General features: G+C 42.8%; 15 protein-coding genes, 5 tRNA genes and 2 pseudogenes. 14 read left to right on the top strand and 8 right to left on the bottom strand.

Features of this window, described 5'->3' with window-relative positions:
• Positions 1–370 precede the first annotated feature (370 nt).
• Positions 371–1,714, top strand: a complete 1,344-nt coding sequence (gene argG / locus HUK62_RS06920; RefSeq protein ID WP_176537452.1) for an argininosuccinate synthase — start codon at positions 371–373, stop codon at positions 1,712–1,714.
• A 55-nt stretch (positions 1,715–1,769) separates the two neighbouring features.
• Here the strand turns inward: argG and HUK62_RS06915 are convergent, their stop codons facing one another.
• The gene (locus HUK62_RS06915; protein WP_176537451.1) at positions 1,770–3,032 is read right to left on the bottom strand and encodes a GGDEF domain-containing protein; all 1,263 of its coding nucleotides are present in this window, start codon (positions 3,030–3,032) and stop codon (positions 1,770–1,772) included.
• Between the two features lie 151 nt (positions 3,033–3,183).
• On the opposite strand from HUK62_RS06915, the gene pyrC reads away from it, so the two are divergent.
• From pyrC to HUK62_RS06860, 11 genes and pseudogenes are all read left to right on the top strand, one after another.
• Positions 3,184–4,218 (top strand): dihydroorotase, encoded by a 1,035-nt coding sequence (gene pyrC / locus HUK62_RS06910; RefSeq protein WP_176537450.1) that lies wholly within the window; start codon positions 3,184–3,186, stop codon positions 4,216–4,218.
• On the top strand, positions 4,203–4,862 hold the full coding sequence (gene rnt, locus HUK62_RS06905) for a ribonuclease T (protein ID WP_176537449.1): 660 nt from the start codon (positions 4,203–4,205) through the stop codon (positions 4,860–4,862). Before pyrC ends, rnt begins: the two co-directional genes overlap by 16 nt.
• A gap of 20 nt (positions 4,863–4,882) precedes the next feature.
• Positions 4,883–4,958: transfer RNA gene (locus HUK62_RS06900), tRNA-Glu, on the top strand.
• 125 nt (positions 4,959–5,083) lie between these two features.
• Positions 5,084–5,245 (top strand): hypothetical protein, encoded by a 162-nt coding sequence (locus HUK62_RS06895; protein WP_176537448.1) that lies wholly within the window; start codon positions 5,084–5,086, stop codon positions 5,243–5,245.
• A 125-nt stretch (positions 5,246–5,370) separates the two neighbouring features.
• Positions 5,371–6,800 (top strand): annotated as a pseudogene (locus HUK62_RS06890) (amino acid permease).
• Between the two features lie 175 nt (positions 6,801–6,975).
• Positions 6,976–7,051: transfer RNA gene (locus tag HUK62_RS06885), tRNA-Glu, on the top strand.
• 109 nt (positions 7,052–7,160) lie between these two features.
• Complete coding sequence (locus HUK62_RS06880; RefSeq protein ID WP_176537447.1) at positions 7,161–8,573, top strand: amino acid permease; 1,413 nt, start codon at positions 7,161–7,163, stop codon at positions 8,571–8,573.
• A gap of 79 nt (positions 8,574–8,652) precedes the next feature.
• Positions 8,653–9,566 (top strand): annotated as a pseudogene (locus HUK62_RS06875) (alpha/beta hydrolase).
• A gap of 123 nt (positions 9,567–9,689) precedes the next feature.
• Positions 9,690–9,765: transfer RNA gene (locus HUK62_RS06870), tRNA-Glu, on the top strand.
• 24 nt (positions 9,766–9,789) lie between these two features.
• Positions 9,790–9,865 (top strand) — tRNA-Glu (locus HUK62_RS06865).
• Between the two features lie 47 nt (positions 9,866–9,912).
• Positions 9,913–9,988: transfer RNA gene (locus tag HUK62_RS06860), tRNA-Glu, on the top strand.
• 75 nt (positions 9,989–10,063) lie between these two features.
• On the opposite strand, the gene HUK62_RS06855 is transcribed toward HUK62_RS06860, so the two are convergent.
• On the bottom strand, positions 10,064–10,669 hold the full coding sequence (locus HUK62_RS06855) for a YiiX family permuted papain-like enzyme (protein WP_176538454.1): 606 nt from the start codon (positions 10,667–10,669) through the stop codon (positions 10,064–10,066).
• Positions 10,670–10,750: 81 nt separating this feature from the next.
• Here HUK62_RS06855 and HUK62_RS06850 point away from each other — a divergent pair, with 81 nt between their 5' ends.
• Positions 10,751–11,791: an IS481 family transposase gene (locus HUK62_RS06850; protein WP_004642076.1), complete on the top strand. Its 1,041-nt coding sequence runs from the start codon at positions 10,751–10,753 to the stop codon at positions 11,789–11,791.
• A gap of 93 nt (positions 11,792–11,884) precedes the next feature.
• Positions 11,885–12,121, top strand: coding sequence for a glutathione binding-like protein (locus tag HUK62_RS06845; protein ID WP_228723762.1), 237 nt, complete (start codon positions 11,885–11,887; stop codon positions 12,119–12,121).
• Between the two features lie 8 nt (positions 12,122–12,129).
• On the opposite strand, the gene HUK62_RS06840 is transcribed toward HUK62_RS06845, so the two are convergent.
• The 6 genes from HUK62_RS06840 to HUK62_RS06815 form a co-directional block, all read right to left on the bottom strand.
• Entirely contained in the window at positions 12,130–13,374 is a 1,245-nt protein-coding gene (locus HUK62_RS06840) for an NADH:flavin oxidoreductase/NADH oxidase family protein (RefSeq protein ID WP_176537446.1), read from the bottom strand.
• Between the two features lie 118 nt (positions 13,375–13,492).
• The gene (locus tag HUK62_RS06835; RefSeq protein WP_176537445.1) at positions 13,493–15,082 is read right to left on the bottom strand and encodes a dipeptide ABC transporter ATP-binding protein; all 1,590 of its coding nucleotides are present in this window, start codon (positions 15,080–15,082) and stop codon (positions 13,493–13,495) included.
• Entirely contained in the window at positions 15,057–16,070 is a 1,014-nt protein-coding gene (locus tag HUK62_RS06830) for an ABC transporter permease (protein WP_176537444.1), read from the bottom strand. The genes HUK62_RS06835 and HUK62_RS06830 overlap by 26 nt, the downstream gene beginning before the upstream one ends.
• The gene (gene yejB, locus HUK62_RS06825; protein ID WP_176537443.1) at positions 16,070–17,131 is read right to left on the bottom strand and encodes a microcin C ABC transporter permease YejB; all 1,062 of its coding nucleotides are present in this window, start codon (positions 17,129–17,131) and stop codon (positions 16,070–16,072) included. Before yejB ends, HUK62_RS06830 begins: the two co-directional genes overlap by 1 nt.
• A 21-nt stretch (positions 17,132–17,152) precedes the next feature.
• On the bottom strand, positions 17,153–18,994 hold the full coding sequence (locus HUK62_RS06820; RefSeq protein WP_176537442.1) for an extracellular solute-binding protein: 1,842 nt from the start codon (positions 18,992–18,994) through the stop codon (positions 17,153–17,155).
• Positions 18,995–19,029: 35 nt separating this feature from the next.
• Positions 19,030–22,296, bottom strand: coding sequence for a LysM peptidoglycan-binding domain-containing protein (locus HUK62_RS06815; RefSeq protein ID WP_176537441.1), 3,267 nt, complete (start codon positions 22,294–22,296; stop codon positions 19,030–19,032).
• Positions 22,297–22,337 lie beyond the last annotated feature (41 nt).

The raw sequence follows: 22,337 nt of genomic DNA, 5'->3' as shown, positions 1-22,337 counted from the left end.
ATGCCAATTTTAGACTTTAGTCCAATAATATAAAAAATAATCACCGAACTTAAATCCAGCTTAATACTCAAAAAATGGAAAAATCACACAATATTGGTAATACCAATTTAAAACCAAACAAACTTCACCACTTTCCTGATTAATTTACAGCCTAAACATCTTCTAAAAAGACAAAAATTGAGCACACAATATAGAAACCGATTTTATCCAGAAATTTTTCAACAGTATCGATATGCACATGAGCTTTAATATTTTTAAAGCCCTATGATTTTTTAGAAAAACCATTTGGAAAAGTGCTACAATCGCGGACATATGTATTCTTTCAGGCCACCCATTCTCGGTGCCTATATTTATATCGTTAGGATTAACAATGACTGATAATGCAACTATCTTGCAGAATGTCCCAGTTGGCAAAAAAGTTGGTATTGCCTTCTCTGGTGGTCTAGATACTTCAGCTGCACTTTTGTGGATGAAACAAAAAGGCGCAGAACCTTATGCTTATACAGCAAACTTAGGTCAGCCTGATGAAGACGACTACGATGCGATTCCAAAAAAAGCGGAAGCGTATGGCGCAGTAAAAGCTCGCTTAGTTGACTGCCGTTTACAGCTTGCACTTGAAGGTATTGCTGCAATTCAATGTGGTGCGTTCCACATTTCAACTGGTGGTGTACCGTATTTCAACACGACGCCATTGGGTCGTGCAGTAACAGGGACTATGCTTGTTACCGCAATGAAAGAAGATGATGTAAACATCTGGGGTGATGGTTCAACATATAAAGGAAACGATATTGAACGTTTCTACCGTTATGGTTTGTTGACCAACCCTGCACTTAAAATCTATAAACCTTGGTTAGACCAAACGTTTATTGATGAATTAGGTGGTCGTGCTGAAATGTCGCAATTCTTGATCGACAACGGCTTTGACTACAAAATGTCAAAAGAAAAAGCGTATTCAACTGACTCAAACATGTTGGGCGCGACCCACGAAGCAAAAGATCTTGAATACCTCAATGCAGGGATCAAAATTGTTGACCCAATCATGGGCGTTGCATTCTGGAAAGACGACGTAGAAGTTAAAGCTGAAGAAGTATCGATTACTTTTGAAGAAGGCTTCCCTGTTGCAATCAATGGTCAACGTATCGAAAACCCTGTTGAGTTCATCCTTGAAGCCAACCGTATTGGTGGTCGTCATGGTCTAGGTATGTCTGACCAAATCGAAAACCGTATTATTGAAGCAAAATCTCGCGGTATTTATGAAGCACCAGGTATGGCACTTCTACATATTGCTTATGAGCGCTTGGTTACAGGTATTCATAACGAAGACACGATCGAACAGTACCGTATCAACGGTCTACGTTTAGGTCGTTTACTTTACCAAGGTCGTTGGTTCGACTCTCAAGCATTAATGCTACGTGAAACCGCACAGCGTTGGGTTGCGAAAGCCATCACTGGTACTGTGACTTTAGAGCTTCGTCGTGGTAATGACTACACCATCATGAACACAGAGTCTGAAAACCTCACTTATGAAGCTGAGCGCTTGACGATGGAGAAAGGTGATTCAATGTTTACGCCAATGGACCGTATTGGTCAGTTAACTATGCGTAACTTGGACATTACCGATACTCGTGCGAAACTTGGTATTTATACCAATACTGGTTTGCTTGCAGTCGGTACGGGTTCTGCTGTTCCACAGTTAAAAGACAAAAACAAATAAGTTTGTTGAATGTCAAAAAAACCGCTCATAAGAGCGGTTTTTTTATTTCAGTGATTTATTCCGTACAAGTCGATGTGGTTAAAGGCTGATAATAAATCTGATTACGCCCCAATTGCTTGGCACGGTATAAAGCCTGATCTGCGATCCCCAGCAACTCGACTTTGCTCAAATCAACCTCGCCTTTAAAGACTGTAATCCCTAAACTAATGGTGACAAATGGAGACACTTCAGACATTTCATGCGGAATTTCCAACCGCTCAATCGCTCTATAAATATTTGAAGCAACCGCATAAGCGCCATGTGCATCGGTTTCTGGCAATAAAACTACGAATTCTTCGCCACCATAACGCGCCACAAAATCCATATGTCGAATCGCATTTTTAATAGATTTTGCAATCGATGAAATCACATCATCGCCCTTTTGGTGACCATAAAAGTCGTTATATTTTTTGAAAAAATCAACATCGATAAACAAAATGGATAAAGGTGTTTCATCCTGACGTGATTGCTCATAATAGGTATCCATCATTTCGTCAAAATTACGCCGATTTGATATCTTCGTCAGCTCATCATTTTGACTTAAATGCAGCAATTCTGAGGTATGAATTCGATGTATTTTTTCACTAATTTTAGCGCGACGAATATTTAAAAAAATGATGCGCTCGCGAGCGTAGATCATACGACTGATGATAAACCCCAGCAAACAGCTACCCAACATCACACGCCCCATCACGATCGCATCAAACTTGACCAGAGTCGAAATCAGGACTAAAAATGAAACCCCAGCGGCTGCTATACCAGTCATAAAAACATATCCCGGCTTTACCCCAGTCAGCAAATACCCCAAGACATAAATCATGCAAATGATCATCATTGCTTGATGACGCAAAGCTTCGGTATGCACCGACATGGTCAACCAAGTCGTCGAGACCACAGCCCAAAACACAGCAAACATGGCTGCATAAGCAAAAAAAGGCTTCAGCTTGGTAAAATGTGAAAAAATATAAAGGAACAAAAGACAAACAGCACCATTTAGCAGCCCCAGTAAACAATGAATAAAATCTTGTTTAAAATGAGACTGCTCAATAATCCAGTAATCCCCCGGAATCGTTAAAATGGCAAAAATAAAATAAGCCAAAACACCTGACCATAAAAAGTCATTAATATTGCGACGCGCGCGCTCCAAGTTTAATCGCCAAAACTCTTGTTCTAATTTCTGAGGAAAAACCTGACCAATACGACGGTTGTGTCGTGTAATCAGCTCTTCCATTTTTTCTTTATCGTACTGAAGTTTGGCGAGGTTGTATTTATATTCCATACCAGACCAGATTTAATTCTTGTAGTTGCTTAAAAATAACACAAAATTACAAAGATAAATCATAATAATCAGACAAGATGCCTTTATTTGTCATTACCATTTTTGCCGTATATGCATTATCATCTGTTTTATTTCTTTGACAGAAATCGCCTTGAATACGATTACGATTCTCCAACCAGATGATTGGCACGCTCACCTTCGTGATGGTCTTGCATTACAACGTACTGTTCCCGATTTAGCCCAACAGTTTTCACGCGCTATTTGTATGCCAAATACCGTACCTCCCGTTAAAACGGTTGAGGAAGCGAATGCGTACCGTGAACGCATCATGGCGCATGTTCCAGAAGGCAATGCCTTCGACCCACGCATGGTGTTGTATTTTACTGACACAACTTCGCCTGAAGAAGTCAAAAAAATTAAAAATTCTGAGTTTGTAAACGCGATTAAACTCTACCCTGCTGGTGCGACCACCAACTCAGACAATGGTGTAAGCGGCATTCGTAAAGTCTATGCTGTCATTGAGCAACTTGAAGAGCATCAGGTTCCATTGCTGTTGCATGGTGAAGTCACACATAATCATGTCGATATTTTTGACCGTGAAAAGCGCTTCTTAGACGAAGTTCTTTCTCCGTTGCTGAAACAATTTCCAAAACTGAAATTGGTTTTAGAACACATTACGACCAGTGAAGCGGCCAACTTTGTTTTAGAACAAGACCGCAATGTGGCTGCAACCATTACCCCACAGCATTTACTGTTTAACCGTAATGATATGTTGGTTGGTGGCATTAAACCACACTTTTATTGCTTACCGATTTTAAAACGTCAAACCCATCAGCAAACTTTGCTCGAAGTTGCAACCAGTGCCAACCCTAAGTTTTTCTTAGGTACAGACAGTGCACCACACTCTAAAAATGCCAAAGAAAATGCATGTGGATGCGCAGGTTGCTACAGCGCACCAACGGCAATTGAACTTTATGCTCAAGCATTCGATCAAGTGGGTAAACTTGAACGCCTTGAAGGTTTTGCCAGCCACTTTGGTGCAGATTTCTACGGTCTACCGCGCAATACTTCAACAATTACACTCGTAAAAGAAGACCAAGTCATCCCTGAGAGTTTAGACTATTTGGATGGTGAACAAATTATTCCGCTGTATGCGGGTAAAACCATTCAATGGAGAAAAGTGTGACAAATGAAACATTGCCAATAATTGGTCAGCGTTTCCGTGGTTTTCTACCTGTTGTTGTCGATGTCGAAACAGCAGGTTTTAATGCACAGACCGATGCCTTATTGGAAATTGCCGCAATTCCGATTATTTATAATGAAGAAGGTCAATTTGTACCGGGTCCTGCACATCATGCGCATATCAACCCCTTTGAAGGTGCAAATCTAGACCGTCGCTCATTGGACTTTATTGGTATTGATCCCTTTAATCCCATGCGCATGGCTATGGCTGAAGACGAAAAAACAGCATTAAAACGTATTTTTAAAGCCGTCAATGAAGTCCGTCGCCAACAGAACTGTACACATGCGGTCTTGGTCGGTCATAACGCCCACTTTGATTTAGGCTTTTTACAGGCAGCGATTGCACGTACAGGGACTAAAAATCAAAACCCATTTCACAGTTTTTCAGTATTTGACACCGTCACCTTAAGTGCTGTGATGTTTGGTCAAACTGTTCTTGCGAAGTCATGTATTCAAGCAGGGATTGAGTTCGATGGTAGAGAGGCCCACTCGGCTTTATACGACACTCAAAAGACCGCCGAACTGTTCTGTTATATTTTGAACAAACTCGCGCCACACCTACTTGACACTCTGGTGGCGGATCAATAAGATACCGCCATCCTCGCAACGTCCCTATCGTCTAGAGGCCTAGGACATCGCCCTTTCACGGCGGTAACCGGGGTTCGAATCCCCGTAGGGACGCCATCTTATTCTATTTCTAGAAAACACTACTTTTCATTTAATCGGTTCTGATTGACCACCGATATTTCATTTCAATTTTAACCATGCACTCGCTATACGATGCTTCGTGTTTTTCAAGGTTGATTGCTATGCTTAAGAAATCTTTAATCTTTTTATTGATTCTATCGCCTTCTATTTTTTATCTATGGTTTGTCCAACAAGGGACCAATAACACCAAACAAGACCCTGTTGCACAAGAACTACATTCAAGTGCTGAAAACAGCTCTTCTTATCCAACACCCGACCACTAAAAAATAGTCTTTAAGCATTTGTTTTTTAAATTGATAGCCAAAGTTCATTAGAAAATTTCAATTCACGTGATTTTTCATCTTATTAAAAACTAGAATATAACTTTAAGCCCATTGTTTGATTTTCTATGCAATCTGCAACGCCGCCTTCGCAGTCTTCAATTGATTCACCGCAAAATACCTCATTAAAACGTGCCATGAGCTCGCGCCACCTGATCATGCTATCGCTTGGTGGTGCCATTGGCACAGGCCTATTCATAGGCTCAGGCGAAGTGATCTCTCAGGCAGGCCCTCTCGGTGCTGTGCTGGCTTATATTATTGGCGGGTTGATCGCATATATGGTCATGCTTTGCCTTGGAGAGCTTGCAGTACATTTACCTGTTTCTGGTTCATTTGGTGCCTTTGCAACACGTTATATTGGCCCTGGCACAGGCTATATGGTTTCGTGGATGTATTGGCTCGGCTGGTCAGCAACACTTGGCACCGAATTTACCGCAGCAGCCATTTTGGTACAGGAATGGTTCCCACAAACGTCGATCTGGTTATGGACGCTAATCTTTGCCAGTGGCGTACTGATTTCAAACCTTAGCTCAACCCGAGCTTTTGCAGAGTCTGAGTTTTGGCTGTCCATGATCAAAGTCGCAACTGTACTTATTTTCATTCTATTAGGCTTTGCCTGTATTTTCGGTGTTATCCCTTTTCAGGGGTATGAGTCTGCGCCCTTATTCAACAACTTAACCTCACAAGGCTGGCTACCAAATGGCCTTATTCCGTTGTTTACCACCTTATTAATTGTGAATTTCGCTTTTAATGGCACAGAAATGATTGGCATTGCCGCAGGTGAAACTGAAAACCCAGAAAAAATGTACCCAAAGCCATTCATGCCGCGGTTTGGCGCCTGATTATTTTCTTTGTTGGTACTATCATTGTCATTAGTTCCCTGCTCAGCTACACCAACACAGGTTTGCAAGTGGGCGGACATGGCGGCTTAAGCAGCAGCCCGTTTGTAACTGTATTCACCCAAATGGGCATTCCCTATGCTGAAGACTTTATCCGTTTTGTGATTATCACGGCATTATTATCAACCGCGAACTCAGGCTTATATGCTGCATCTCGTATGATGTGGGCCCTGTCCTCACAAAACCAACTCCCCAAGCTTTTTGCCAAAGTGAGTAAATCTGGGGTGCCTTATATTGCCATTTGGGTCACCATGATTGGTGGCTTGCCGGGCTTGCTCTCTGAGCAATTTGGTGCAGATGTCATTTTTAAGAACTTAATGGGTATTGCAGCATTCACCATGGTGATTGTCTGGATGAGTATTTGCTGGAGTCAGTTTAACTTCCGTCGCCAATGGTTAAAGCAAGGTCATGCTTTATCGGAATTGAAATTCCGTACCCCGTGGTATCCGTTGGTTCCGATCCTAGGCTTTATCTGCTGTACTGCGACAGGTTTAAGTGTGGCGGCAGACCCTGAAATGCTTTCAGGTTTTATTGGCTGCTTGCTCTTTATGGCCGCTTGCTATGCCAGTTACTATTGGCTCTATCACAATAAAAACTAAGCATCTTCAGCAAAGTGAGCTCAAGCTTATTTTTTGAGCTCGCTTTTGCAACAATAAAAAATTAATTCAATTTAATTACTTGTTTTGCCTAATGTTTGAACTTTCAACCACCACAGAGCAAAAACCCTTTTGACAAATAGGCCTTTAATCCTTAATATACGCATCACCTCGCAACGTCCCTATCGTCTAGAGGCCTAGGACATCGCCCTTTCACGGCGGTAACCGGGGTTCGAATCCCCGTAGGGACGCCATATCTTGATCTTATCCGATCAACACTTATTCATAATTACTATTATTTCATTGCAGATTTGCAGTTTTTCACTACAATAGCCCGCTTCATTCCTGAACTTATTAACGCTTATGCACTCATCTCCGAATGATGCTTCGCATCAGGGCAATTCTGCGCCTTTAAAACGCGCTATGAGTACTCGACATCTGGTTATGATTTCGCTTGGCGGCGCAATCGGGACTGGCCTATTTTTAGGATCGGGTGAAGTCATTGCACAAACGGGGCCTGTAGGTGCCATTATTTCTTATTTCCTCGGCGGGATCATTGCATATATGGTCATGCTGTGTTTAGGGGAACTTGCTGTTCATATGCCTGAGTCTGGCTCATTTGGTGCTTATGCCAAACGCTATATCGGGCCAGGTACAGGTTATACCATCACATGGCTGTACTGGCTGACGTGGTCCGTCACGCTAGGCACCGAGTTTACAGCTGCTGCACTTCTCATGCAGGAGTGGTTTCCAGATAGCTCAATGTGGATGTGGACCCTTGTTTTTGGTGCTTTTGTATTTAGTTTAAATATGATCTCGACCAAATGGTTCGCTGAATCTGAGTTTTGGTTGGCTTTAGTCAAAGTTATCACGGTTGTTATTTTTATTTTATTGGGTCTACTCGCTATTTTTGGCGTGATTGGCTACAGAGGCTATGAAGCTGCACCTTTATTTAGCAACTTAACGGCTCAGGGTTGGTTCCCAGAAGGCTTGTTCCCTATCTTTACCACCATGTTGATCGTGAACTTTGCATTTTCTGGTACAGAGCTGATTGGTGTTGCTGCGGGTGAAACCAAAGATCCTGCTAAGAATGTACCCAAAGCCATCAATACTGCGATTTTCCGCTTATTGATTTTCTTTGTGGGTACCATCTTGGTCGTGACTTCACTCCTCCCGCATCAAGAAGCAGGTTTAGCGGCTGAAGGCGTGAGTAGCAGTCCATTTGTGACCGTATTCCAGCACATTGGCATTCCTTATGCTGAAGATATCATTCGTTTTGTGATTATCACTGCGTTGCTATCTGCTGCAAACTCAGGACTATTTGCCGCTTCGCGTATGATGTGGTCGCTATCTTACCAAAAGCAATTACCAGCAGTATTCTCAAAAATCAATGCACGTGGTGTCCCTTATGTGGCAGTTATCGTGACCATGATTGGGGGTATGCCGGGTTTACTGTCTGAGCAGTTTGCACCTGAAGCCATTTTTACAAACCTTTTAGGTATTGCAGCGTTTACCATGGTCGTCGTTTGGATGAGTATTTGCTTAAGCCAATTTAACTTCCGTCGCCAATGGTATAAACAAGGACGTAAAAAAGAAGAATTAGGTTTTGCAGCACCCCTGTTTCCTATTGTGCCAATCCTTGGCTTTATCTTCTGCTTTATCACCTGCGTCAGTATGGTGTTTGATCCAAGTATGCGTATTAGCTTCTTTGGTTGTTTATTGTTTATTACAGTATGTTATGCAAGTTATTACACCTTTTATCACAAGAAAACTTAATCCGTATTGTTAAAAAGAGCGACTTCGGTCGCTCTTTTTTTATACTGTTTTTATCGAGTACGTCATCGGTGCATGCACGATAAATATTGTATGGATTCATGGGATGAATCAGCAGCACAAGACTGCACGTACCCTGCTTCAACATTGGCTTGTGATCTTACAACAGGTACTGAGTGAACTTGGCCGTGCAGATGACCTTCCCTATCTTCAGCGGCACAGTCGGCTGGCCTTTTATGGAGATCTTCTAACACGTCAGCATTTAGAAAACACCCTCAATGCCAGCACCCTCATGCCACAACATTGGTCTCCTTTTTCTTTTTTACATCCTATTCACCTGACGCACACCGCTGCACCCAATATCGAACATCAAGCTGAAATTTCTAAAAACCCCCAGCTCACTATTTCAGATGAACTCTCATTCAATAATAAAATTAAATACATCAGCCTCCTCGGCAAAGATCTGGCCTTACGTGACTTAGCCAGTTTAATCAACCACTTCCCAGAGCTGCATAGTAGCTTTATTCATCGTTTTTTGATGGAAGCGTACCTATATTTATCCAATCCACACTTCATCCACACCGTGCATACACGTCTGCATGAGCACTTACACGGTACGAAACCTAATGTTGTGATTGCCCATTCTCTAGGCAGCGTGATTGCCTATAATTATTTAATTCAACACCCTGAACTTAAGATTCAAACACTGATTACCCTCGGTTCACCACTGCCTTTCGCGTTATTCAATGTCATTTACAGCAACCCATTCAACGGCCTACTGCTTTATATGGTGATTGGATCAATTTTTATTCAGATGCTGATTTTCTGAGTGCTTTTCCACTGAACCAAAAACCATTTGCTTTTACTCCCGCGATTATCAACAAGCAAATCACCACCGATCTTGCTCATCCTCATCTGATCGAAGGCTATTTACGCCACCCCGAGTTCATCAACAATTTGCTAAGTTTGCTTAAAAAACCAGCTCAAATCATATGATTTTTAATCATTTTATCTAGATTGTTTTAAATTTATGCACTCAACACTTAAAACTGGAATTATTTAGAGAAAAGCGTTTGACACCCCTCTATTTTCGCCCTAATATACGCCCACCTCTGAAACGTCCCTATCGTCTAGAGGCCTAGGACATCGCCCTTTCACGGCGGTAACCGGGGTTCGAATCCCCGTAGGGACGCCAATTTCAGAAGTAAAGTTTTATTAAGTCCCTATCGTCTAGAGGCCTAGGACATCGCCCTTTCACGGCGGTAACCGGGGTTCGAATCCCCGTAGGGACGCCATTACTTAAGATCAAAAGTAGTCGGTTTTAAAACATCACTTCTGTACTGTCCCTATCGTCTAGAGGCCTAGGACATCGCCCTTTCACGGCGGTAACCGGGGTTCGAATCCCCGTAGGGACGCCATATTCGAGATTGATTTTTCTAGAGTGATCTCATAAAAAAGCCCAAGCATTATGACTTGGGCTTTTTATTGCCTGTCTATTTACGATCAACTTCAACTAAAGCAGTCGAGGCAAAAATAGCCTGTGGCGCAATCACAGTTTCATTCAAGGGAATGCTTTGCCCATATCGCTGTTGCATGAGTTGCTTGACTTCAGGCGAGCTTAAATCAAATTGCTTCAGTTTGGATAACGGCGCCAACTCAATGCCTAAAGCATCATGATAGGCCTTCCAGACTATTTCTGAGCAATATAAAGCACGATTGTCCCACTCAAAATAAAGATCATAAGGCTGGCCTAAGTATTGTTCTGCGTTCTTGATCAGTTGCTGCTTTTGCTGAACAGTCAAATTCGTTTTAAAGCGCTTCACCACATAATGCCGCTCAACCCCGCGATCAATCCACTGCTGAAGTGCCGTATATTTCACAGGCTGAACTGCCTCTAAAACCCATGCTTTTCCATCTTTATTAACAATTAAACCCATATGGCTATAACGGGACTTGGTCGCTTTTTGTATCCCTAAACTTTGTTGAGACTTCGAGACGTGAAAAATAATATCACCTGTTTGATAGGATGTATTCGCCCATAGCAGTTGAGGACTTGCCAAAACTAAAACAGCACTTAAATGTATTAGTTCAGACTTGATCGTACATTCTTCTTGAAAAAGAGAAAGTTACCCGTTTTGATAAAGGTGTCGAAATCTTAATCAAACAAAGGTAACTTTCTTATGTTGCATACTAACAATCAAATCATTAAACACAAAGTAGGTCTGCTTAATTTAGCTGAAGAGCTTCAGAATGTATCCAGAGCATGCAAAGTGATGGGTGTTTCAAGAGATACATTTTATCGCTATCAGGAATTAGTGAAGTCTGGTGATATTGACGCACTGATTAATAAGTCCCGTCGAGTACCAAATTTAAAAAACCGTGTAGATGATGCTACTGAACAGGCTGTTATTGATTTCGCAATTCAATATCCCGCATATGGTCAGCACCGTACTAGTAATGAATTACGCAAGAAGGGTGTATTCGTTTCAGGGAGTGGGGTTCGCTCTATATGGCTTCGTCATGATTTAGAAAACTTTAAGAAACGTTTAAAAGCACTTGAGGCTAAAGTGGCACAGGATGGTATTGAATTAAATGATCAGCAGATTGCGGCACTTGAACGTAAGCATGAGGATGACGTTGCTTGTGGTGAAATCGAAACAGCTCATCCAGGCTATTTAGGCGCGCAAGACACCTTTTATGTCGGGAATCTCAAAGGTGTTGGACGAATCTATCAACAAACATTCATCGACACTTATAGCAAGGTCGTTCATTGCAAGCTCTATACAACAAAAACACCGATTACAGCGGCTGATTTACTCAATGATCGTGTGTTGCCATTCTATCAATCTCAGGACTTACCAATGCTTCGCATCCTCACAGACAGAGGTACTGAGTATTGCGGTAAGGTAGAACAACATGACTATGAGTTGTATCTGGCAGTTAATGATATTGATCACACGAAGACAAAAGCAGCTTCGCCGCAAACAAATGGTATCTGTGAGCGTTTCCATAAGACGATTTTGCAGGAGTTCTATCAAATTACGTTTAGGAAGAAGCTTTATAGCTCATTGGAAGAATTACAAGTTGATCTAGACGATTGGCTGAAATTCTATAATACTGAACGGACTCATCAAGGAAAAATGTGCTGTGGTCGTACACCACTTGAAACTTTACTTGATGGAAAACGGATTTGGGCTGAGAAGAATTTAGCTCAAATTTAACCTGACAGGCACAATAAAAAATGGGTAACTGTCAGATCAGGTTTGAGCTAGTACACTTATTTAAACCCTGAGCTACATCGACAACTTAAAGAAATTGATATTCACTTAAGCACGCATGCATACTTTGCAGGCGATGTGTTTAGTTATGCCGATATCTTGATGTGGTTTCCACTCTATGCGGCCAGTTATGCCACTCCGCAGTTTGCTCAGTATAACTCTATTCAACACTATTTCACCCAAATACAAAGCAGACCTGCCTTCAATGCTGCAATGGCACGTGGGCAATGGTCCGCTTCTGATTTTGAACAGTATTGGTCTATCACGCAGTAATGCTATGCTTAAGCTGACTTTCTAGAGTTGACTTGCCCTTTAATCACCGCCTTTAGATTGCCTTTTAAATAATGAAAAAACACTTTGAGCGGTGACAGTTTCGGATTTGGTCGTTTACCTTCTGCGATATCCTTAAATTGCGCGGCATACCAGATCACTTCCATAATCGCCATTTTATCGATCATTGAAATGCCTGTTTTGATCTTATCGACTGCATAACGCACATCTTGACCTGCAATTAAACGGTTGGTCACGTCAGGTTCTACCGCAAACGGGCGTGCCATCCCAATAAAATCACATGCACCACTTTCTAAGGCTGCGTTCATCCCCACAGCAGTACGAAAACCGCCTGTCACCATCAACTTACACTGGACTTGTTCACGAATTTTTTCAGCAAACTCTAAAAAGTAAGCCTCACGTGCAATGGTCGATGCCTTACGTTTTTCTTGCTTCACCCCTGCCATCGCAGGTGCTTCATAACTGCCGCCTGAAATCTCAATCAAATCAATCCCAGCAGCATCAATGGCTTTAAATGTCGCAATGACATCTTCTTCCGAGATTCCACCACGCTGAAAATCTGCTGAATTAAGTTTGACCGAAATAATAAACTGCTCTGAAGTCGCTGCACGTACTGCTTTATAAATTTCTAATAAAAAACGCATGCGGTTTTCAGCAGAGCCACCCCATTGATCTTGGCGTTTATTGGTGAGTGGCGATAAAAACTGACTGATGAGATAGCCATGTGCACCATGTAATTGCACGCCTTCAAAGCCCGCTTTCTCACAAATGGCAGCTGAAGTTGCAAAACGTTGGATAATATCAAGGATTTCATCTTCACGAAGCGCTCGCGGCGTTCCGAAGCTCATTGCTAAAGCAGGGCTAAACGGTACTGCTGAAGGTGCAACCGTTTCCTTATTTAAACCCTTAGGACATTGACGGCCCGGATGTGACAACTGCACCAATTGCACCATGCCATGTTTTTTACCAATCACAGCCCATTGTTTTAGTGGTTCTAAGTCACGTTCGGTTTCAATCACCACCACGCCTGGTTCATTTTTAGCTCGGAAGTCCACCATCACATTACCTGTAATGGCACAGCCTAGGCCTCCTTTTGCCCAAGCCTCATACAAACCTAAGTGCAAATGATTCGGCTGGCCTGCATGATTGGCGAGTGCTTCACTCATCGCCCCTTTAATCATCTTATTTTTAAAATGGACCTGCCTAATGTCGATTGCGCTTGCAAGCTGGCTCATGAAAATTCATCCTTTAATATTTTTTAGTGTTTTTACTCTATGTATTTTTTGGCGACAGTCAAGAGAATTTGACAATTCATTTTGTCAAAATTTCTGATCTTTTATTTAGAAAATGATTTTACTGATACTGACTGGCTTGAATCAATTGACGCGTATAGTCAGACTGCGGTTGTTCAAAAAGTTGTTCAGTGGCTTGTAATTCCACTACTTTGGCATGTCGCAAGACCAAAATCTGTTGGCAGAGTGCCCGCACCACTTGTAAGTCATGACTAATAAACAAATAACTCATGCCCTGCTCGTGTTGTAGACGTCGTAATAACGCCACAATTGAACGCTGCGTACTTCGGTCTAAGGCCGAAGTTGGTTCATCTAAAATCAACAGTTTAGGTTGAAGCACCAAGGCTCTCGCCAAAGCCACACGCTGCCTCTGCCCACCAGATAGCTCATGTGGATAATAGTTTTTAAATGCGACTGGCAACTCCACCTGAGTTAAGACATTCTCAATACGCTGTGTTCGCTCAAACAAAGACAAAGGCTTTAAAGTCAAACCTTCTGCAATGATTTGTTCAACACTCATGCGTGGGTTCAAACTTGCGAACGGGTCTTGAAATACGGTTTGAAAATCACGACGTAGCGGAAGTAATGCCTTTTGCGAGAGTTGGTTTAAATCATGTTCTCCAAACCGGATCTGCCCTCGACTTTCAATCAACCTTGCTACAGCCAGTGCCAAAGAACTTTTGCCTGCACCACTTTCCCCAACAATTCCCAACGAATGCCCTTGAGCCAAGCTCAAATCCAAAGCTTCAACCGCAGCAAGATACTGGGTCGTTCGATTAAACCAGCCCTTTTTAATCGGAAATTTAACCTCGAGTTGTTTTAAGCGGAGCAAAGGAGCAGTATCTTGTACGTTAATAGCTTGACCAAAAGAATGATTGAGTAAGTTTTGAGTATAAGCAGACTGCGACTGCTCAAAAATCTGCGCAACCGCCCCTTGCTCTACGACCTTGCCTTGATGGATGACTACGACATCATCAGCATAATGTTTCACCAAATTGAGGTCGTGGCTGATCAAAATCATGGCCATGTTATGGCGCTGTTGTAAAGACTTCAGCAACTCTAAAATTTGAACTTGCAGCATGACATCTAGTGCCGTGGTGGGCTCATCAGCAATCAAAATATCAGGCTCTTGCACCAGTGCCATGGCAATCATGACCCGCTGGCGTTGGCCGCCAGACAGCTCATAAGGAAAACGCTGTAACACACTTTCAGGATTTGGAATACCCACATCTTCTAACAAGGCAATCACGCGTTGTCGCGCTTGCTTTTTAGACCAACCCTGTAACCATAAAGCCTCGGCAATGATTTTTTCTACTCGATGTAAAGAATTCAAGGCAGTCATCGGCTCTTGAAAAACTATTGCGATTTTTTGCCCACGAATCGACCTGAATTGCGCATCGTTTAACTCGAGTAGCTCTTTTCCGTCTAATAGCACTGAGCCCTGCACTTGCAATGCTTTCGGTAATAACCCCATCAAGGCTAAAGCACTAATCGATTTTCCTGAACCGCTCTCTCCAACCAGCGCCAAAGTCTGCCCAGCATACAGTTCAAAACTGAGCTGATCGACCAATAGGCGTTCTGCACTTTGAATACTCAGTGCATTCACTTTAAGTATAGGGGCTGTACTATTGGCGTCTAGGGTCAAATGCATCGCGCAAAGCCTCCCCGATATACATCAGCAACGCAAGCACAAGGGCCAAGCTGAAAAAGCCAGACAGTGCTAACCATGGTGCATTTAAATTATTCTTGCCTTGTAACAAAAGCTCGCCCAATGATGCCGCATCAGGCGGTAAGCCATAACCCAAGAAATCCAGTGCTGTTAGCGCTGTAATATTGGCCGTTAAAATAAAAGGCAGTTGTGACAGGCTAGAGCTGATTGCATTGGGTAAAATATGCCGAAAGATAATAGCTCGGTTGGTGACACCTAAACTTCGCGCGGCACGGACATAGTCTAGCTGACGGGCCCTTAAAAACTCAGCACGTACCAGTGGAACTAAAATTGTCCAACTGAATAACAGCATGATTAAAAACAGCCAGTAAATATTTGGGCTAAACATACTGACTAAAATCATCACCATGAACAGCATGGGTAACCCACCCCACACTTCTAAAATGCGCTGTCCGATTAAATCGACCCAACCACCGTAATAACCTTGTACTGCTCCAATCACAATGCCCAGTACAGCTGAACTGAAAGTCAAAATAAAACCGAACAGCAATGAGACACGTAAACCATACAACACGCGTGCCAAGACATCACGACCTTGGTCATCTGTCCCGAGCCAATTTTGCATTGTGGGTGGTGACGGTACAGGGACTGTCAAATCAACATTGGGGGTTTGATATGAATATCGAATCAACGGCCAAACAACCCAACCTTTTGCTTGAATCAGCTGCTGTACCACTGGATCTTTATATTCAGTTTCAGTTTCGAAAACACCGCCAAAAGTCGTTTCAGGATAGTGTTTCAATACAGGGAAATATAAGGTCTGATCATACTTAACCAATAGTGGTTTATCATTCGCGATTAGCTCTGAGGCTAAAGACAGTACAAAAACACAGATAAATAAAATACTACAACTAAGACCGAGCTTATTTTGCTTAAATCGTTTGAAACCTGCCTGTAAAATGGGTGACATCAGCCTCTCCCTTGCGAATCAAAATGTATTCGCGGATCAATCCACTGATACAACACATCGCCAATTAGACGCAGCAGCAAGCCCAACAAAGTAAAAATGAACAATGTGCCAAAAATCACAGGATAGTCACGCTGCACAATCGCCTCAAAGCCCAATAAGCCTAGACCATCCAGATTAAATATGATCTCAATAAATAAATTGCCTACAAAGAAGTAAGCGATTAAAGCTTCAGGTAAACCAGCAACCACAATTAATATCGCATTGCGAAACACATGACCATATAACACTTGCGACTCAGTCAGACCTTTAGAACGTGCCGTCAGCACATAAGGCTTGCTGAGTTCTTCCATAAACGAATACTTGGTGAGATAAGTCACTGTGGCAAAGCCACCAATCACCATCACCAAAAGCGGTAAAGCCATGTGCCAAAAATAATCTTTAATTTTGCCCCATAACGACAAATCCGCAAAATTTTCCGAAACCAAACCTTGTAAGGGGAACCATTGGAAATAAGAACCGCCTGCAAAAAAGACAATCAAGAGAATTGCAAAAATAAACGCAGGAACTGCATAGGCCACTGCCAACAGGAGCGATGTAGACTGATCAAATACTGTGCCGTGCAATCGGGCTTTTTTGATGCCCAAAGGAATCGAAATCAGATAAATTAGCAAAGCACTCCATAGCCCCAAGGACACGGATACAGGTAATTTATCCTTAATCAGCGCTGTAACGGGCTGGTCTTTAAAAAAGCTCGTGCCGAAGTCCAGTTGCGCGTAATTTTTCACCATTTCAAAAAAGCGTATATGCATGGGCTGATCAAAACCATAATGTGCTTTGATCTTTGCGAGCATTTCATCACTGAGCCCTTGCGCGCCTTGATAGACATTTGAGCCTCCACCTGCACCGCCCAAATTACCCAAAGTTTGCATAGCTTCCGCTTGTTGAATGGCTTGCTCAACAGGACCACCGGGCGCAATTTGAATCACAGCAAAATTGATCAGTAAAATCAGAAATAAGGTCGGAACGATCAGCAACAGCCTTTTGAATATATAAATACGCATCTCAAAAACCCCTATACCAGCTTATGGCTTGGCTGCCTGACCTAAGTACTGACTCACCTGTTTCGCCTGTTTGGCATCACTCCACCAATAATCCAAACCGACATGCAACTGTGGACTCCGTGCCGGTTTTTGGTACATATTCCAATAGGCATACCATTGATCCGCTTTACCATAGGTTGGAATTTGATAATAACCCGCACGCAACAAGCGATCTAAAATACGCGTTTGAACGACCACTTGCTTACGATCATGCGCTTGAATCAACTGTCGGATCATCTGATCAATCACCGGATTTTGAATACCCGAATAATTATAATTTCCCACCTGATGGGCTGAAGCACTGCCCCACAGTTGCACCTGTTCTTTGCCTGGTGTCAAAGACTGTGGCATCGTTTGTAGGGTCATATCAAAATCTTGAGTCCGCATCCGCTCATAATACTGGGGTGTATCAACCTGTCGAATGTTCAGCTGTATTCCTAGGCGCTTTAGGTGGCGAACAAAAGGCGTAATTTCACGCACAGCATCACTCGGCTGAATCAGAAACTCAAACTGAATCGGCTTATTTTTCCGATCTAACAGTCGACCTTTTGCATTATATGTATAGCCATTTTTTAATAAAATCTGTCGTGCGATGAGTAAATTATTTCGATTATAGCCCGATCCATCTGAAGCTGAATAACGCCAGTTCTTTAAAACACCATCTCGCTGTACGGGATGCAATTTCGCCAAATAAGGCTTCAATATTTTGATTTCAGCAGCCGAAGGTAGACCCTTCGCCTCTAATTCACTATTAGAAAAATAACTTTGTAGGCGTTGATATTGCCCATAGAACATCGCTTTGTTTTGCCACCCAAAGTCGTAGGCATAAGTCAAAGCTTGGCGAAAATAAATATCTTGAAAAGGCTGACGACGGGTATTAAATACAAAACTTTGCGTTGGAATTGGATTGAAATGCTTAAAGCGATATTTTTTAACGAGACCTTGTTTTACAGCGGGAAAGTTATAGGCTGTCACCCATTGTCGTGCGGACTCTTCCTCATGCAAGGTATATAAACCCGCCTTAAACGCAGTAAAAGCAATATCTTTGCTACGATAGTACACATAACCCACGCGGTTAAAATTATAGCGCCCTTGGTTGACCTTTAAATCTCTGGCCCAATACTTTGGATTACGCTTATAAACAACGCGCTGCCCTGCATTGATTTTCTCTAAGAGATAAGGACCTGAGCCTAAAATCGGTTTGATCGAAGTTTGACTAAAGTCTTTGCCTTGCCAGTCTTTTTTGGAATAAATTGGCATTCTGGCTACAATCAAAGGCATTTCCACATTATTTCGGGTTTTAAAATGCATTTTGACGCTGTATTTGGACAATACTTCGGTCTTGGCTAAATCCGATAAATACATCTGTAAGCCAAAATTGGATTTGCTTTGAAAGATATCAAAACTGAACTTTACATCGGCTGCGGTAACAGGACTGCCATCACTAAACCGTGCTTTTGGGTTTAAATGAAAAATGATGGTGTTAAAGTTTTTCGGGTCATAGCTGACCTTTTCTGCCAGCAACGGATACATCACCGCAGGCTCATCCAAAGAACTACTCATGAGCGAGTCAAATAAATAATTGGTTCCCTCAACCGCAGTACCACGACCATTCATACTGTTTAAGTTATCAAAATTCCCGATGACTGCACGTGTTAATTCGCCACCCTTTGGCGCCTGCACATTGGCATAAGGTAAATGATCCAATTGGCTATATTTCGGCGTAGCATAAGGTGCAATAAAAGGCATGGTCTGCAGTTCAGACCATGCCTTTAATGGAATCGCTACAAGGCTGAACAGCAAAAATGTTGTTCTAACCTTCATCGGGGCTTTCTCTGAAATTGCATTTCAACTCAATATTAGTTCGGCACCTTAATTACATCACCAATGCGCAACTGCGTATTCGGTTTAATGTCATTGAGCTCAGCCAATTGCGAAGTGTCCATACCATAACGACTTGCCAGTCCAATTAAGGTATCACCACGTTTCACTGTGTACTGTGAAATCAGTTTTGGAATTTGAATGGTCTGCCCAACTTGTAAGCCCGCACGCGGACTCAGATTATTTAAACTAGCAAGCTCTGACACAGACATCCCAGCACGGTTTGCAATTGAGTTTAACGACTCACCTGACTTCACTTTATAAGCTTCAGTTGCACGGCTAGAAGTTGCTTGTGGCTTTGCTGCCACTGTTTCTGTTTTGATTGGAGCTGAATCAACATCACCTTCAATTTTTAAACGCTGACCAACACGAACATTCGCCGTACGGCTTAGGTTGTTTAATTCAGCCAAATAGTTCAGTTGCAAGTGATATTTACGCGCAATGCTATTTAGGGTTTCACCCGATTTCACCACATGGATATCGGTTGAGTTATTACTTGCAGTAGTTTGTTTTTCGACTGTTTTCGGCGTTTCAACAGTAGGCACTTCACCCGTTAATTTGAGTTTTTGACCTGCACGTAAGCCCGCTGTACGACTCATGTTGTTGAGGTCAGCAATATAATCCATACCCAAATTATATTTCGAAGCAATCGCAGTTAATGAGTCTCCGGACTGAACGGTGTAAGTATCTGGCACGGTTGAACCCGCAGGGATCTTAATACTTTGACCCACTTGCAAGCCGCTATTGCTTGAAAGATTGTTGAGATCAACCAGCTCCGACAGGCTCATCTTCGACTGTAATGCAATGCTATACAATGTATCACCACGTTGTACTTTATAGCTTTCAACTTTGAACTGTGGCTCAGCTTTAACTGAAGGCGTTTTAGCACTACTTGTCGCTAAGCTTTTAACATCATTAAGTGGCACATTAATTTTTTGTCCAACTAACAGATTACTGCCCGCATTTAAACCTGGTGTTAAATCTGCCAATTCTTGATTTGACAGCGCATAACGGTCTGCAATCAGTTTCAGATATTCGCCACGTTTCACCGTATACGACTGAGTTGCTACTTTGGTTAGGCTGCTGTTCTTTTCATCATTGACTTTAGCACGGGATTGAGCCGTTTCTTTTAAAGAAAGCTTTTGCCCCACACGTACACCACTCGTCACGCTTAAACCGTTATAGTCGGCCAACTGTTTTAAGCTTAAACCAAACTCATCCGCAATGCCTGTTAAGGTATCATTGGCACGAACAGTATAACTCTCGGGTTTAGTCTCAGCTTTCACGGTAGAACGCACTTCGACTTTTTCAGCTTGTGGTTTTGCATCATATAAATAAATCGATGTACCGACATAAAGTGTGGCATTGGCATCCATTTGGTTCCACTTCGCGACATCACGCCAGTTCACCCCATTTTTGGCGGCAATCAGCGCCAAAGTATCACCCGGTTGTACGGTATAAGTTGAACGTTTACCTTTTGGCGGCACAATCACAATTTCAGAGTCAGTCTTAACAAAGTTTTTGCCTTGATTACGCTTCACTTCATCTGAATCTAAGCGGGTATTGTCAGCCACGGATTTTGGATAAGCAAAACCTTTGGTTAACTCTTTACCTTGCAGCTCAGCCACAGACTGACTGGTTTGAATTGCGGTGAGCTTAATTTTACCATCCAAAGGATCTACAATTTCAGTCCCTTGAGGGGCCAAAGCTTGAATTTCAGCAACCACTTCATCTTGTTCAGCCTGCGTTGCAATCGGCTTCAGAACTTCATCGACAGTTTTGCTTTGACCTTCGGCTTGAATTGCCGCGGTTAACTGTTCACGCTCTGCTGCGGAAATTGGTGGTTCAACGGAAACTGGTTTCACTGGGGTGACAGGCGTAACTGCAACGGGAATACGCGGCGCACTTGGAATACCACTATTGGCAGCAAATGCAGCCAGTGCATTAGACCCTTTAGGCGTTGAACCACGAGGCGTAGAGATAGCTGCACTGCTTGACGACGTTAATGTAGACGAAGTGGCAGGCTTCGCTGCTGTGGTTTTTGTGGTAGTCGTCGCTAAAACAGGTGGTGTAGTTTTCGATGGTGTGATCGATTTGGTGTTTAAGGTCGGCGGTTCAATTTTGCTTGGTTGAATGGTTTGGTTATTTTCAGGCAGCTTGGTATTTGCAGATGCCCACAAGCCGCCTGAACCACCCTGTAATTTTTTCAAACGTACATCCACTGAAGGACTCAAATCCGCAGGAATTAAAATCCGCATTGGACTTGCACCATCAATCCATTCACCACGGTGTCCCGGATTTAACTGATACAGCTCGGCACGACTTAAACCTGTAATCGACGCAACTTCATTTAGACTCACTGCGCCCACAGTAACTTCTCTAAAGTGCGGACGATTGGCAATCGGTGGTAAATTGATGTTATAGGCATTTGGATTTTTAATGATCTGTGCAACCGCCAAGAACCGTGGCACATAGTTCATGGTTTCTTCAGGCAGTTTTAACGACCAATAATCTGTCGGCAAACCTGCGGCTTTATTACGGTTAATCGCTTGTTGAATACGGCCCGGACCTGCGTTATAAGCCGCTAGTGCAAGTTCCCACGAACCAAACTGGTTATATAAACTGCCCAAGAACTCATATGCAGCACGCGTTGACTCCACCACATCACGGCGTCCGTCGTATTGGCTACTTTGTTTTAAGCCATAAATGCGGCCCGTACTTGGAATAAACTGCCATAAGCCCGCAGCCGCAGCACTACTGGTTGCAGCAGGGTCATACGAACTTTCAATCACAGGCAGTAGAGCCAGCTCTGTTGGTAAACCGCGACGCTCCGCTTCTTTAACAGTGTGATACAAATAACGTGAAGCACGTGCACTTAAACGATCCAAATACGGTTGGCGTGAAATGAACCACCCGCGCTGTGCATCAATACGCGGATTCCAATGATCGCTGTTCATTTTAAAGCCCACGGTCATACGCTTCCAAACGTCACCGTGCTTTAACACCAACAGGCGATCCCCTTCCACCGCACGCATGTCGGTTGCAGAAAGTAAATCTTCTAAAGAATCTAGGCTGTTTGCATCTAGGTAGTTCGATCCGACTTGTTTGGATTTAGATGTTTGCGTTGCACTTTGCGTCGAGGAACAACCAGCCAGTCCAAGTGTCGCAAGTGCTGAACCGAGTACTGTAATTTTAAATAATGTCGGTAACATCGGTTGGCCAAAAATGGCAGCTGACTTATACATAAGAAAATCCAAACAACTCGTATAAAATTTATTTTTTAGAT

Source organism: Acinetobacter sp. NEB 394, from assembly GCF_013374795.1.
GTDB lineage: Bacteria > Pseudomonadota > Gammaproteobacteria > Pseudomonadales > Moraxellaceae > Acinetobacter > Acinetobacter johnsonii.
The sequence above is the reverse complement of the archived record's forward strand: the minus strand, read 5'-3'. Positions and strand labels throughout refer to the sequence as shown.

Coding starts and splice junctions, on each gene's coding strand:
- HUK62_RS06815 (WP_176537441.1), bottom strand. CDS start 22,296: ATGTATAAGTCAGCTGCCATTTTTGGCCAACCGATGTTACCGACATTA.
- HUK62_RS06840 (WP_176537446.1), bottom strand. CDS start 13,374: ATGAGCCAGCTTGCAAGCGCAATCGACATTAGGCAGGTCCATTTTAAA.
- HUK62_RS06915 (WP_176537451.1), bottom strand. CDS start 3,032: ATGGAATATAAATACAACCTCGCCAAACTTCAGTACGATAAAGAAAAA.
- yejB (WP_176537443.1), bottom strand. CDS start 17,131: ATGCGTATTTATATATTCAAAAGGCTGTTGCTGATCGTTCCGACCTTA.
- argG (WP_176537452.1), top strand. CDS start 371: ATGACTGATAATGCAACTATCTTGCAGAATGTCCCAGTTGGCAAAAAA.
- rnt (WP_176537449.1), top strand. CDS start 4,203: ATGGAGAAAAGTGTGACAAATGAAACATTGCCAATAATTGGTCAGCGT.
- HUK62_RS06850 (WP_004642076.1), top strand. CDS start 10,751: ATGTTGCATACTAACAATCAAATCATTAAACACAAAGTAGGTCTGCTT.
- HUK62_RS06895 (WP_176537448.1), top strand. CDS start 5,084: ATGCTTAAGAAATCTTTAATCTTTTTATTGATTCTATCGCCTTCTATT.
- HUK62_RS06880 (WP_176537447.1), top strand. CDS start 7,161: ATGCACTCATCTCCGAATGATGCTTCGCATCAGGGCAATTCTGCGCCT.
- HUK62_RS06830 (WP_176537444.1), bottom strand. CDS start 16,070: ATGTCACCCATTTTACAGGCAGGTTTCAAACGATTTAAGCAAAATAAG.
- HUK62_RS06835 (WP_176537445.1), bottom strand. CDS start 15,082: ATGCATTTGACCCTAGACGCCAATAGTACAGCCCCTATACTTAAAGTG.
- HUK62_RS06820 (WP_176537442.1), bottom strand. CDS start 18,994: ATGAAGGTTAGAACAACATTTTTGCTGTTCAGCCTTGTAGCGATTCCA.